Origin of the sequence: Paraburkholderia sp. J10-1, assembly GCF_905220165.1 — a bacterium.
Classification (GTDB): domain Bacteria; phylum Pseudomonadota; class Gammaproteobacteria; order Burkholderiales; family Burkholderiaceae; genus Paraburkholderia.
The window spans coordinates 1,529,751-1,542,530 of sequence record NZ_CAJMYW010000001.1 but is presented as its reverse complement, the minus strand read 5'-3'; the positions used below and the strand labels follow the sequence as shown (position 1 = coordinate 1,542,530).

The 12,780-nt window shown below is 60.5% G+C and carries 12 protein-coding genes and 1 pseudogene; 5 read left to right on the top strand and 8 right to left on the bottom strand.

What is annotated here, in order from left to right; genetic code table 11:
- Positions 1 to 8 precede the first annotated feature (8 nt).
- A complete protein-coding gene (locus U5A65_RS06775; protein ID WP_415764273.1) occupies positions 9 to 1,625 on the bottom strand; it encodes a multicopper oxidase domain-containing protein in 1,617 nt (538 codons plus the stop codon).
- 84 nt (positions 1,626 to 1,709) lie between these two features.
- Entirely contained in the window at positions 1,710 to 3,278 is a 1,569-nt protein-coding gene (locus U5A65_RS06770; RefSeq protein WP_321910896.1) for a multicopper oxidase family protein, read from the bottom strand.
- Between the two features lie 575 nt (positions 3,279 to 3,853).
- On the opposite strand from U5A65_RS06770, the gene U5A65_RS06765 reads away from it, so the two are divergent.
- From U5A65_RS06765 to U5A65_RS40940, 3 genes are all read left to right on the top strand, one after another.
- Positions 3,854 to 4,705 (top strand): hypothetical protein, encoded by an 852-nt coding sequence (locus tag U5A65_RS06765; RefSeq protein ID WP_321910898.1) that lies wholly within the window; start codon positions 3,854 to 3,856, stop codon positions 4,703 to 4,705.
- Between the two features lie 99 nt (positions 4,706 to 4,804).
- Complete coding sequence (locus U5A65_RS06760) at positions 4,805 to 5,155, top strand: helix-turn-helix transcriptional regulator (RefSeq protein WP_321945895.1); 351 nt, start codon at positions 4,805 to 4,807, stop codon at positions 5,153 to 5,155.
- Positions 5,156 to 5,229: 74 nt separating this feature from the next.
- The gene (locus tag U5A65_RS40940) at positions 5,230 to 5,511 is read left to right on the top strand and encodes a SymE family type I addiction module toxin (protein WP_415764270.1); all 282 of its coding nucleotides are present in this window, start codon (positions 5,230 to 5,232) and stop codon (positions 5,509 to 5,511) included.
- Positions 5,512 to 5,956: 445 nt separating this feature from the next.
- Here U5A65_RS40940 and U5A65_RS06750 read toward each other — a convergent pair whose 3' ends face one another.
- On the bottom strand, positions 5,957 to 6,526 hold the full coding sequence (locus U5A65_RS06750) for a hypothetical protein (RefSeq protein WP_321945855.1): 570 nt from the start codon (positions 6,524 to 6,526) through the stop codon (positions 5,957 to 5,959).
- 40 nt (positions 6,527 to 6,566) lie between these two features.
- Positions 6,567 to 6,968, bottom strand: coding sequence for a hypothetical protein (locus U5A65_RS06745; protein WP_321945854.1), 402 nt, complete (start codon positions 6,966 to 6,968; stop codon positions 6,567 to 6,569).
- Positions 6,969 to 7,921: 953 nt separating this feature from the next.
- Here U5A65_RS06745 and U5A65_RS06740 point away from each other — a divergent pair.
- Positions 7,922 to 8,122, top strand: a complete 201-nt coding sequence (locus U5A65_RS06740; protein WP_321945853.1) for a hypothetical protein — start codon at positions 7,922 to 7,924, stop codon at positions 8,120 to 8,122.
- Positions 8,123 to 8,379: 257 nt separating this feature from the next.
- Here the strand turns inward: U5A65_RS06740 and U5A65_RS06735 are convergent.
- Both U5A65_RS06735 and U5A65_RS40935 read right to left on the bottom strand, forming a co-directional pair.
- Positions 8,380 to 8,838: pseudogene (locus U5A65_RS06735) on the bottom strand (tyrosine-type recombinase/integrase); the annotation flags it as partial.
- A 1-nt stretch (position 8,839) separates the two neighbouring features.
- Positions 8,840 to 8,953, bottom strand: a complete 114-nt coding sequence (locus U5A65_RS40935; RefSeq protein ID WP_415764320.1) for a CHC2 zinc finger domain-containing protein — start codon at positions 8,951 to 8,953, stop codon at positions 8,840 to 8,842.
- Between U5A65_RS40935 and U5A65_RS06730 the strand changes: the two genes are divergently transcribed.
- Positions 8,909 to 9,151 carry a SymE family type I addiction module toxin gene (locus U5A65_RS06730; protein WP_415764268.1) on the top strand — a complete coding sequence of 81 codons (243 nt, stop codon included), beginning with the start codon at positions 8,909 to 8,911 and terminating at the stop codon, positions 9,149 to 9,151. The genes U5A65_RS40935 and U5A65_RS06730 overlap by 45 nt on opposite strands.
- Positions 9,152 to 9,184: 33 nt before the next feature.
- Here the strand turns inward: U5A65_RS06730 and U5A65_RS06725 are convergent, their stop codons facing one another.
- Positions 9,185 to 9,487 carry a contact-dependent growth inhibition system immunity protein gene (locus U5A65_RS06725; RefSeq protein ID WP_321945851.1) on the bottom strand — a complete coding sequence of 101 codons (303 nt, stop codon included), beginning with the start codon at positions 9,485 to 9,487 and terminating at the stop codon, positions 9,185 to 9,187.
- Positions 9,484 to 12,708, bottom strand: a complete 3,225-nt coding sequence (locus tag U5A65_RS06720; protein WP_321945850.1) for an RNase A-like domain-containing protein — start codon at positions 12,706 to 12,708, stop codon at positions 9,484 to 9,486. Before U5A65_RS06720 ends, U5A65_RS06725 begins: the two co-directional genes overlap by 4 nt.
- Positions 12,709 to 12,780: the final 72 nt, after the last annotated feature.

The window sequence follows — 12,780 nt, the reverse complement described above, 5'->3', positions numbered from 1 at the left end:
CCCCGCCTCTAATTCGATTCGTCGATCAGGAACGCTTGCGGATCAACGAGCATCATCATCATCATTCCGCCAGGGAAGATGTTGTTCGTGGTGATCTCGCGCTCGTTGTGCGAGTGCCACATGAAGGCAAAACCGGCTTCCGTTTGCGGCGGATTCACCACCGTGCCGCTTGGCGGCGTCGTGCCCGTGGGCGCGGTCGCGCGTATGGTCGCGTCCGGTCCCAGATAAGGACTGCCGCCGTACCAGAAGCCGTTGGTCAGCACGTGCGAGTCGGGCAACGTGACCGGGCCGCCGCTGCCCACCTTGCCGAACGGATGCGCTTCAAGCGCCTTGTTGTGGTCCGCGCACCACTCGTAGTAGTTCGGCGCCGTCGGATCCTGCGTGTAGTAGCCGTTCGCGTCCGGAATGCAAACACTGCCGTCGCCGGGATAGTGCCCGTAGACGTCCCAGTTCAGGCCCCTGCCCGTCCAGTAGAAAATCCCGTCCATCGCAAGGCCCGGCGTCGTGGTGGTCGTGAACAGCAGCGGGCCGGCGACCTTCGTCGCGTCGGTCTTCGAGAGCAGCATGTTGCCGTCGCGCGCGAGCACGCGCACGTGATTGCCGTGCTCGTGGAACGGATGCTGCCAGCGGCCCGTGCCGATGATCCGCAACAGAACCAGCTCGCCCGGGTGCATGTGCGGATTGCCGTTGTATGGCTGATTCGGATACTGCGCCGCGTAGTTCGGGTCCATGTCGTCCGGCATCGAGCGCCCGTTCACCATGAAGTACGCCGGGTGATAGGGTTCCGTCTCCACGGTCATGCAGCCGGTCGGATTCGTGCACGCGTTGCTGGCCTGCTGCTCCGCCTGGGCATGAATGCGCGGATCCACTTCGGAGAACTGAAACAGATACTCGCGGTCGTAGCACGCTGCGCTGTGGTTGTAGGCCGCGGCGGCATTGCGGAAATCGGGCTGGCCGTCGAGCAGCTTGCGCGCGCCCTGGATCGGGTTGCAGCCAGTCGGTACGGCGAGCGTGCCGGGCGACGAAGTCGGCAGCACGATGACCGCGCCATACAGGCCCATCTCGATCTGCAGATCGCCCTGCGTGCCGCTGTAGTAGGCATGCGTGCCGGGTGTGGCGGCAACGAAGCTATAGGTGACCGTGACGGTATGGGACGCCTCGCGCGTGAGCAGCCCCTGCACGCCGGTTGGCGTGCCGGAGCAGACCTTCGTCGTCGGATCGATGGTGCCCAGGCATACGTCAAAGCCGGGAAAGAGAATCGACGTGTTGCCCGCCGCCGCCGGCAGATTGTTGGTGAGCGTCACGGTGACGATGTCGCCCTGGTTGACGATCAGCGTCGGGCCGGGAATCTGCATGCTGGGACAGTTCGCACCGGCAATGTTGGGCGGCGAAAAGCCGGCCGGCGCGGTGTTGCAGCCATAGCCCCACGAATAGACGCTATTGCCGTCCGGCTGGGTGATGCGGTTCGCCTCGGCGCGCAGGTCGAAATGCGTGCCCGTGATGCCGGGCGCGGCCGCATGCACCGGCATGTAGAAGAGCGCAGCGAGCGCCGCCACGCCGAACCGTGCAAGCCGTCCGAGGCGCGCGAGGGTCGCGGTTCCTAAGCGGTAAGTGATATGTCCCACGGCTCTTCTCCTAAGTGCAGGACTTTCTGGCCGAGTCCATGGCGGGTCAGCCGTGAACTGTTTTCATCGACTGCAAGAGGCGTCTCATAGCGTGCAGACCTTCGTTTTCGGGTCCACCGACCTGCAGATGTGCACTTCGGTCATCAGGCCTCCGAAGTTTTCCTGGTCGTTCGCCAGATGATCCAGATTCGGCGTGTACAGATAGAAGACCTGCCCGGACTGATACTTCGTCGTGTCGCTCGCGTCGAGAATCAGATCGAGCGACTCCCCGCCACCGAGCGTGATCGAGTTCGTGTAGTAGGTCATGTCGTTGCCGGACATGTCGCGCAGCAGCCGCGCGTTGACGGCGACCACGTGCATCGGAATGCCGAGCGAGGCGAGCGTCTGATATTCGGTGACGTCGAGATCGGAGATCCGCAGCAGCACCTTGCCGCCAACAGGAATATTGATCAGCGACGGCAGCGGTTGCGAGAAACGCGGCACGCCGTCCGACGCGGGCGTGGAAAGCGCACTCGGATTCACGGTGTCGGGGTAGCTGCGGCCATTCAACATGAAGAACTTGTCTTTCATGTCGGTGAACGGTTCCGGATTGAACGTCATGCCGACGAAGTGGAAATTCGGATCGAAGCCATGAATCTGCACCGGATACTCGACGTCGTAGGCGGTTGAGCCGTCGCCGTCGTTGTAGGCGTAAAGCGTGGGCGTGCCGCTCAGGTTGTTCGCATGCAGCACGCCGTTCTGCGCCGGCAGCGGCGTCGAGCACAGGATGTCGGTACCGCACCGCGTACGCAGATCCTGTTGCTGCGACACCAGCGACTGGTACAGCGACTGGCCTGCGGGCACGCGGTTCTGGCGCGGCCGCACGAAGATCTGCCCGACCATGCCCATCTGCAGGTGCTCCGGCGGCGTGATGTGGCAATGCCAGAAGTAGGTGCCCGCATCCGGCGCGAGGTAGTAGTACGTGAAGCTCGCGCCGATATTGATCGCGACCGAGGCGTCCGGCACACCGTCATAGAACGACGAGGCGTTCGGATAGCCGTGGAAGTGGACCGTATGCCTCTCGAACAGGTCGGGGCGCATGATCATGCCGACGTTGGTCAGCGTGAGGAAGAACTCGTCGTCCTCGTCGATCGCCATCATCGGCGCGGGCTCATTGCCGTTCATCACGCCAATGTCCATGATCGGCCGCGGGTCGACATGGCCGGTGAGCTGACCAGGCGGAACGGATTCCGGATCGGGCGTGAGACCGACCGCGCCGTTATAGGTCGGATCCGTTCTGGGGTCGCCGACGGTGTTGAACACCGAGGCGAACTCCGTGCCCGGCAGGCCGGCCTTGATGTCGGCGAGGCCGGACAGCGGCCCGAAAGCGAACAGATATGTCTGCACGCCATTGGCCATCGTCGCGTAACCGTCGCCGCCCGAGATCTGCTGGCACTTGATCGCACCGTTGACGACACCGGTCGACGCCGAGGTCTGGCCTGTGAAGGACGGTCCCGTGTACGGCGGCTCGCCGGCGCCGGCCGCCAGCGCCGTTGGATGGGACGGCGTGGTCGGCGGGCATTGAACCATGAACGACTGGGAGAATGAGGGAATCGCAAACATCGTGAACAGCAGTGCTGCCACGCTATTGCGACACATGCGGATGCTGAACATATGACCTCCGTCCTTGGGGTCAACCAGCGCGTTACGCGCTGTACGGCGCGTTCTATTGCCAATGCGGGCCCATGCAACCGTCACACTGACCCGTATCAGGATTTTGGATTTGGGCAACGGGACCTGCGATGGGTCACCTCCCTACACTTGCAGTAGGGCAAACCCAGCGCCTTGTGCGGTTGCCCTCCTGACGAACAACTGAGTGTGTCCTGGCCAACACAAGCAACGTGTCATGCCGAGATTCCGGCAGCGAAATGGTCCAAGGGGGTGCGCCGTTGCTTTCATTTATGTTTCAATGACATCACGGCTTCGTTACGTTTCGTTTCGGTTTCGGCGACCACGCGGGCGATCCGGCTTGTGCTCGTCGAATAAATCTGAGGATTGAAACGTCGTTCTTATGTGTTCTGTGGCATATAGCGGTGACTTCCGGATGGGTACAATCCCGCGTATTCACGTCCGGCGCGAAAATGCGAAAACCGCAGACGCATCTCGAACACGAGGTCAAACGGGCGACACTCACCTCCTGGTTTCTTTACCGGCGAGGGACTTGGCGTACTTGGCGGCGGGGGTGGGTCATGGATTATCTGGAAAAGAAGGCCGTGCTGAATCTCGTTGAGCGGAAAGATCACGTCCTTGAATTTGTCGGGCGAGATCACGAGAAGCGGACGTATTACCCGGCCAGGTCGATGTGGTTGAAGCTGGAGCAGCTTCAGGTGGCGCAACAACTCGTCGAGCCCCTGGACGAAGACCGGCAACCGATACTGTCCACATCGCTACACGGTGTGGCACATCTGGACGGTCAGGAACTCTCGATCATTGGCATTCCTGATCAAGCAACGCGTACGCTCCAGGTATCATTCGAGGCCCGCGACGTCAGCACGGCCGACCGGCTTGGTTTGCGCGCGCTAGAAGACGAACTCGGTAACTCGCTGTCCGATGTGGCGCTCGGCACGGCCCGACTAGGATTCAATTCTGCCGACGAGGAGACCGGAGAACCCGAGCAGTGGTGGCTCGCCTGCCACATCCCTCCCGCCTGCCTGCAGGTGCTTGCGCAAGCGATCTCGGAAGGCCAGCTTGGCGCGGTGGAGTTGGGGCTGACGATGCGGCATATCTACACGGCCGAAAGTCCGGCGGCGAACCCCGCGCGCCAGCCTCGGCTCTTTCTCCGGCCCAGCGACAGCGACGACACGATCGAATGGCCGAGTATCGCAACTGGCTTTGTCACCAACCTTCGGATCGACTTTGCAACGGCTTCATTGCGCGGCTCCGCAGCGAGTGGCGACGAAGCGGTCGCGGCAAAGCTCGTCGCCGATGCCGTGAGCTCCCTGGGACCGACGCTGCTTAATCTGCGATTGACTTTACGATGGATCGGCATCCTCATTGCCGTGTTGCTGTTCCTTGAGGTGCTCGAGCGGCTGCAGATCTGATCCGGTTGGCCGCAGGCCGCCTGCGTTTTTCGTGGAGGTTTGCAGCCACATCTTGCTGTTGAGATAGTCATGGCATCCGCAACCCTCTGGTTTTTGCCCATGAACTTCCCCGCACGCCTGATCCAGGTGCGCAAGGCCCGCAACCTCACCCAGCAGGAGCTGGCCGACGCCGCCAGGCTGCATGTCAATCAGGTCCGTCGATACGAGGCAGGGTCGGCGCAACCAACCCTGGAAGCCCTGACACGGCTGGCGCAAACGCTCCATGTCAGTCTGGATGAGCTGGTGTTCGAGGAGAACGAGCGCGGCCCGTCCGACGAGTTGCGTCTGCAGTTTGAAGCGGTGAGCCAGATGCCCGAGGACGAGCGCAACATCATCAAGGCGCTGCTCGACGGCATGATCCTTAAACACCGCGCCAGGCAGATCCTGGGCAGAGAAGGCGCCAACCCGTAAACGAAACGCGGGCCGTGAGTGCTACCAACACTCACGGCCCGCTGACCACCACCAGCTCATCAAGGGAGTTGATCATGGCTGATGCCAATCTTAAGCTACGACCACCCGTCACGGAACGGTTCGTCACCATCCAGCAGTCGCAGCGCGCACAGCGCAACTGGCGAAGCCGCACCGAACCACCACTTTATCCATGGATGAAGCTTGCAGGACGATGGATCGAGCAGGCCGGGTTCGCGCCCGGACAGCGTGTGAGGATCGCCGCCAACCAATCGAACATCTCGCGGCACCGGACTCGTCCATGCGTCTCCGCTATAAAGCTTCTTGACCAATGCGCCGTCGACTCGCTCGGTGACTAGCGAGAACTCGACCTGTCGACCACCCAACGTCGCCAACTCATAAACGTCACCAAACCGTACAGCCGGATCGGTAACAATAACGCCCTGTTCACCAGGCAATGCGCTCGTGGCACGCAATTCATCTATAGTAGCGTGCGTCCCCAATCCCTCTGAGCGCGGGAATCGCGAACTTGTTAATCCTCCAGACTGTCTCACGAGATCGGCGCCTGCCAAGCCGTCCTCTACAACATTCAGTCGAAGTGCCGGCACCGTGCACTCGAACATACCTCCAATCTGCGGTCCAAAGCTCTCGCCCGCCGACCGCAGCATCGCCTGGCCCTGCTGCCTTGCAAGCGTTACCGCTCCACTTTCGACTGCGCCAACGCCGACCGCACCGACGTTAATCACCAGGTCTTCCTTCGCCCGCTGCAACTGCCCCGGACTGACCATCTCGCCCGTCACAGGACTAACGTTGTAGTCGGTAAAGAGCGCAGCCACTTTCCCTGCACCCGCTACCAGAGGGTAAGCCAAGGAGTGCACCTCCAGGCGTATCCGCCACGCTCGCATCAGACAACCGGTCTCGCATGCTCGGCGGCAACGCACGGATTTCGCCAACAGCCGCACTGCCATCGCCACACGACCCTATACCTGCCACCAGGATGTTCAACTCACCCAGCGCCGGACGAACATCCACGGGGTTCGCCGCCTGCAACTGCATCTCTGCAACACGCTCGATGCGTGCCTGCTGCATATTAAATGCAGCGCCACCATAAGGGCTGATCGTTTCGCCGACGTAACTGCCCGCGCCACCCGCAGCCGGATCGCCTTGCAACGCAAGGTTCCATCCGGCAATCGAGGCGAACCGGCCACCCGCATCCGAACTGTATCCCGACGCCTGCGCGACCAGCGTATTCACATCACCGCCCACTCCATACAGCGCTGACGTATCGCCCGTACCCAACATGTTGAAGGGTGTTTTCCCGCTGACACTCTGCGCGGCCACCTGCTGCGCGACCATATTACCCAGCAGCGCCAAGGACTGCCTCAGCAGCCTTGACGCTTTATACAATGAAGCCTTACAAGCTTGACAATGCAATCAACAGCGAGTCTACGTCCCTCCTTCGTTCTGGATTGCGAGCAACGTAGACTTCACTTATCGCCTCCACATATCGGCGAAATGTTTTTTCGTCACAATAGAACTCTGGGCACACCAGAGAATACGACTCTGGATCAACAAAGCTCCGAAACCTCGAGTTCCGAGGCCACATTTCATATCCCACGATATCTGTCCTGCCGCGATGCTCGACTATCCAGCCGGGCTCTCCTTCCAAGCCACCAACACCTTGCTCAAGAGAAACGACTCTTGTTAGATCCTGTATACGATGATCTGCAAATATGACGTCGAGCGCAAACTTCAATGCCGCGTCCTCATCGCCCCGCGGATCGAACCCGCCAAACGCTTCTTTAAAATAGTCCATGACATCTACCTTATCGGATGCACGTTACCAACGTATGGAACACCGGTCTTAGGATCGATATTGATGTACGCCCGAAAATTTACGCCTCCCTCATTGAGATCGAAGCGCGTCTGGCTCGAGTCCATCATGTACATCTCATACCCTCGTTGACCAGCTCGTTGTGATAGATCAAGCATGGTCTGATCGCTATACACAGTTGGGTCATACACTGTTTTTGAACCAATAATGGATTTCCCTTTTGCTGCCGTGTAGGAGTAGCCCAGTTCAGCAATACCACTTGTTCCCGTCTGTTCCAGGCTATAAGTGGCGCCTCGGGATTCAAGAGCTGACAGGGCGTTTTGCCAGTTGTGAGTTCCGCTAAGTTACCCAGACTTCGTGAATCCATCTGGGCCGAAAAGGTGGTTAGGCAAGTCAGTTCGATACGCCAGCCCTCCGGATATGCGATCGCTGGGCCATCTGGAACTATGTTGAGCCGAGGACCGAAAACCAGTGGGTAACGGCCCGCCATGCCTTCTATGGTCGGCCCGAACATCGCCGCACCGCTCTCCAGCATCGGCGCGGCTTTGCCAACCAGCGGTGCTGCGCTCAGCGCGAGCTCCCACGGCCGCGTCGGAAGGGATGACCCGGTAGCCTCTCCCCCACGCACTGTGGATATCTGCCAGGCCATGCAAACCAACGGCATCCAGCCCTTCAGCAATAAGAGCATTGCCGCGCGACGCGGTTTGCGCAGCATTCTGCAGCATCCCAATCGGCTCGTCAGCCCACCTCGCAGCGCTCTTGACACTGCTCCACAACGGCGAACCCGGGCTAGCCACTTGCGCCGCCCGTGCATTCCTTTCGGTCCAGCTATCTCCGCGATTGCCAAGATCAATCGCGAGCGCGTCATCTGACCAGTCGTTTGGGCCACGCCCGAAGTCAAGACCCGCCTCATTCTGTCGCACAGCCGCCGCTGCATGCTCCGCTCGCTGGGTTGCCAGCGACATGTTTGCCTGACCCGCGAACTGCGCGCCAAGCTGCTGCTTCAACGCCTGATCCTGCGCACGCGAGGCCGCCAGTGCATCGTTCGCCCGCTGACCGAACTCGTCCTGCAAACCACCAACGAACGCCTGCTGGCTCAACGCGAGATCCCAGCTTGCCAGCGATGCAAACTGTGAACCCGCGTCCGGGCTGTAACCCGACTGGGCAACCAGAGTATCGACCACACCGTACAGCGCTGACGTACTACCCGTGCCCGACGTATTGAACGGCGTTCTCCCGCTGGCAGATTGTGCCGCCACCTGCTGCGCGACCATATTGCCAAGCAGGTGTCCCTGACGCGCATTCCCTTCTTAAGGAGCGTGGAAGCCTTATGCAGCAAGGCTCCGCGCGGGGACTCCCCGCGCAACCAGAATTTTACCCCTGACGCGAGTTTTTAACCCTCACCGGCCTCCTCGTCAGCTTCTTCCTGACCCTCGCGCTCAAGCCCAGCCAGCAGTAGCGTCACGCCTTCGTGCTGGTCCACCGGCGTTTGCCGCGACGGATGCGTGCTCGCGTGGATCGCCTTCAGCCGACCGATCGCCACGTGCGTATAGATCTGCGTCGTCGTCAGTTCCGCATGCCCCAGCAGCGCCTGGATGTACCGGATATCCGCTCCGTTCTCCAGCATGTGCGTCGCGCACGCGTGCCGCAGCGCGTGGCACGCGCCCTGTTCCATCCCCGCAAGCCGCATGTACCGCCGCACCAGCCCGGCCAGCCGTGACGGCCGGTACGCCTCTCCGTAGTCGGTCAGGAACAGCCCCCACTCGTCTGTCCTCACCAGCAGCTTCGGCAGCACCTCATCCAGGTAGCGCTGCACCCACTGACCCGCGCGCGCACCCAGCGGGATGAACCGGTCACGCCGCCCGAAGCAAGTGCCACAGGTTTTTCGGGGGCGTCACCACCAGCGATGGCGTCGAGTCTTCATGGAACGGGCAGCGCCCACGCCAGTCCCTGCCCGACTTCTTCAGCTCAATCCCGTCACGGAACGCTTCGTCACCATCCAGCAGTCGCAGCGCTCACAGCGCAACTGGCGAAGCCGTACAGTGCCTCCGCTTTATCCGTGGATGAAGCTTGCAGGACGGTGGATCGAGCACGCAGGGTTCGCGCCCGGACAGCGTGTGAGAGTCGCCATCGAACATGGCAGGCTTACCATCACCAGAGAGTAAGCAACAGGGGCCGCTCGCGCGGCCCTCAGTTTCTTATTCAAGCAGTTGCGTCGTCATCTTTTCTCGAATGCCGCTTAACCAGCTTGCGCATGTCATCGCATCCCCCAATGGATCGTAGTAGCAGCCCATTTCATCAAGTAACTCTCTAAGTTTGGCATCGCCGTAGTTCTCACTTAGCAAATTCTCTAACTCGCGCAAAGCCAGAAGAGCATCATCTCTCGGCCATTCCGATAGATATTTATTCACAATACGATCAGCAGTTGGCTCGTCTTCCCTCCAATCTTGGTGGAAATAAGTGCCAAGAAACTCGTCGAGATTTGGATAACTCACGTTCATTGTGTCGGGAACCCTGTATGAATACGGTAGCCGCTCGGCATAGTCGGATCTCGCCGAAGAATTAGCCGCAGGTTAGACGTATCAACGGCACTGCTAGCACCGCGAGTAACCGTTATACCTACATCTTTCGGAAGCGAGTATTCAACTTTGAACTGCGGCTTCGACGATGCAAGCCACGCAGAGATTTCCGGTTGCCTTACCGCAAGCGTATCGGATATTGCGGATTCAGCGGTAGCTCGATCGTAAAAGGAGGAACTGCCTGTGATCGTTGGTTCGCTGGCCAGCCGCTGCATCAACTGCGATTCACTTTGGCCAACATGTTTCAGCAGCAAGTGACCACCTGCAGCCTCGTGTGCTGCCAAACCACCGCCTTCAGCAAGTGGACTGAACGGTGCATTCAGTGCCGATCCGGCACTGCCATTTTCGACCACATAGGACAGTGCGCCCATGCGGCCTAAGCCCTGCTGAAACATGAGATCAGCAGTCGGCCCAAGCGTATTCAATCCTTTCAATCCGGCCCCAGCCAACGGCATCACACCGCCCACCATCCCGGCTTCGCTCAGCGCTGCCCCGGTGTAGTCACCGCTCGTCACCTGTTGCGCAAAATGACTCGACCAGCCATCTCGCGCACCACCCGCCGCCGCCACGAACAGATCGTGGTACTGATTACCCAGTTCCTTGAGCGGATCAACGACGAATGTGTCGGCGGCCCATCGCACGCCCGCGCCCACCTGCTCCGAAAGCGGTGCTGGTGCCTCGAACACACTGCGCTTGTCACCACTCAAACCACGCCAGAAGCCACCGTCAGTTTGCGCCAGCGCCACATTGGATTCTGGCAACGGGGAAACCGAGATCTGTGGATACGGCACCGCACGTACATCCACACCCGGGCCGTTCAACGACGGGCCAACAATCGACGGACCATTGTCCGGCACCATCAGCGCTTGCGCTCGCCCCGGCGTCAACATCAAATTTGATGCGGTCGCATCAACATAACTGCCCGTCGGCGAGAACTGCGCATTGGCCGACCACGCGAACTGCTTGCCAGGATCCGCTGCATAACCCGACTGCGCTACAAGTGAATCAACGTCGCCACCCACACCGTATCGCGAGCTTTTCCCCGCGCTGCTGCTTTGGCTCTGCGCGGCCACCTGCTGCGCGACCATATTACCCACAGTCGCCGCCGTTGCATCGAGCGCGATCGATCCCAGGTTACGCTCAACGCTTCCACCACGCACCAGCGTGCCCATGATACCAGCAGCCATATTCGACGCAGCCTGACCGGCGACCGGCACCTTACCCAGACCAGTATTGCCGACTGCTGTTCCAACGCCCCACGCAATCGTTGAAGCAGCCACACCCTTCCAGTCAAAGCTGGTCTGCGCGCCAACCAGTATCCCGAGACCCTGCGTTGCTACCCCACGCATTGCGCCGACTGTAAAGGCTGCTCCTGTGCCACTACCCAAAACACTGGTGGTTGGTCCAGCTATGCCACCGGCTAGCCCACCCGTTGCGGCGGACAATCCGACTTGCCTCCAGTCGAAGCCCTTCTGTTGTCCGCCTGCCATGAGGACGGCTTGGGACGCTACTGAACCCGCGGCGGCACCGGCCGCCGCCGCAACAGCTCCCGCGCCGGCCATCCCCCCACTCAGACCACCGCTCATTGCAGCCACGCCCAGCGACCATGTGCTCGCTCCGGCTGCAGTTGCGGTCCCCGCAGCCACCGTGCCTGCCGCTGCAGTGCCACCCGCGGTCGAAGCCAGACCCGCGCTCATTGCGCTCGCCGCCGCCCCTGCCGTGTAAATCGTCACCACAACCGCAACGACAATCGCGATGACTGACATGAACGTCCCGCAGCCGTTTTGTGCCGACGGCGGCGGCGGCGGATCGGGAAGTGTCGGCTGCGTATTGCCGATCGCCTTGCCCGGATCGTACGGCTTGAACGTCGTCGCCGTGTTGTGAATGTTCGTCACGCGATTCGGCACCGTTAGCACTTCGCCGCCTCGCAATGAATCTGTCCCCTGAAGTCCGTTGGCGTCAGCCAGGATGTACCACAGCGTGGCATCTCCCCAGAGCGCGGATGCGATCGACTGAAGCGTGTCGCCATCGCGCACGGTCCAGTGACCCGGACTTGAACCTGGATAGCTGGCGTTGATCGCCATATAGTTTTCGTCGAAATCCGCCGTGCTCACTGGGGTAAAGACCTTGAACTGGTTCTCACTACCCTTTGCAAGCTTGCCCGCGAGTTCCTGCACATAGTCAATCGAATCGATACCGTCGTTGCCCTGATTGCCAACCCGGTTGCCGTTCAGATAGTAGTAGTTGTGCTTGCGGTTCCCCGTCGCGCCCGAGATCTCTCCATTTGCGTTAACGGCAACACCGGTGAGTTCATCGCGCCGCTGGACCTGTCCGCGCAGATCCGTCCAGTACTGGAACGCGCGCGCGTTGCCCGGCTGGTCACCGCCATCGTCGTACGTGCTCTTCAGGTTACCGTTGGCGTCGTAGTTGTAGTACGACGTGGCGGGCTTCCATCCCGGCGAGCTCGGGTTTGAGGCTTGCACCACGACCTTCGACTGTCTTGCACCGTCCCACCATTCATACGTGTAGGTCGAGGTTGTGCGTGTTGCCTTCGAGTCATCGGGTTTCGAGTCGATCTGCAGCAGCGTGCCGTCCGCCATACGTGTGTATGTCGTGCTTGTCGCATTCAGGGTGTCGCGCCCGGACGTCTGCAGGCTGTCCGCATCCCATGACCGCGTTACATTTGTGACCACCTTGCCCGTCGCAACGTCACGCTCGACGAGGGACGTCACGCGTCCCAGCAAGTCGTTGGTACGTTGCTGCGCGACAACGCCGTTGATTGTCTGCGTTTCAAGAAACCCGTTCGCGTCATAGGTATATCGCTCGGTGCGCCCGTCCTTCGCGTACACAGCCAGCATCCGCTCGCCAGCAGCGTTGTACCCAAGTTGTACCCCGTCGCCGCCCGCGGCGCCGACAACAATGTGCACGCTCGCATCATTTGGATTGGTTGCGCGAGCGCCTGAGAGGGAACCCATCGAAACCGTAAAGCGGTTCAGTTCGTCGTACTCGTAGCTGTTCGGGAGAACCTGTGTAACCGCACGGTAGACATCTGACTGAAGGTAGCGATTTTGTGCGCCAATCGAGCTATTAGCCCACTCCCCCGGCAAGATACTCGTCAACCACCTGCCGTTCGAACTGCTCACTGTATTTCGTCATGAAAAACACCCCAAAGGTTGGATCGGTATCCAACTTTTGGGGTGCAGTTCATTCCGCGG

Coding starts and splice junctions, on each gene's coding strand:
- U5A65_RS06770 (WP_321910896.1), bottom strand. CDS start 3,278: ATGTTCAGCATCCGCATGTGTCGCAATAGCGTGGCAGCACTGCTGTTC.
- U5A65_RS06765 (WP_321910898.1), top strand. CDS start 3,854: ATGGATTATCTGGAAAAGAAGGCCGTGCTGAATCTCGTTGAGCGGAAA.
- U5A65_RS06760 (WP_321945895.1), top strand. CDS start 4,805: ATGAACTTCCCCGCACGCCTGATCCAGGTGCGCAAGGCCCGCAACCTC.
- U5A65_RS40940 (WP_415764270.1), top strand. CDS start 5,230: ATGGCTGATGCCAATCTTAAGCTACGACCACCCGTCACGGAACGGTTC.
- U5A65_RS06745 (WP_321945854.1), bottom strand. CDS start 6,968: ATGGACTATTTTAAAGAAGCGTTTGGCGGGTTCGATCCGCGGGGCGAT.
- U5A65_RS06740 (WP_321945853.1), top strand. CDS start 7,922: ATGCTCCGCTCGCTGGGTTGCCAGCGACATGTTTGCCTGACCCGCGAA.
- U5A65_RS06730 (WP_415764268.1), top strand. CDS start 8,909: ATGGAACGGGCAGCGCCCACGCCAGTCCCTGCCCGACTTCTTCAGCTC.
- U5A65_RS06725 (WP_321945851.1), bottom strand. CDS start 9,487: ATGAACGTGAGTTATCCAAATCTCGACGAGTTTCTTGGCACTTATTTC.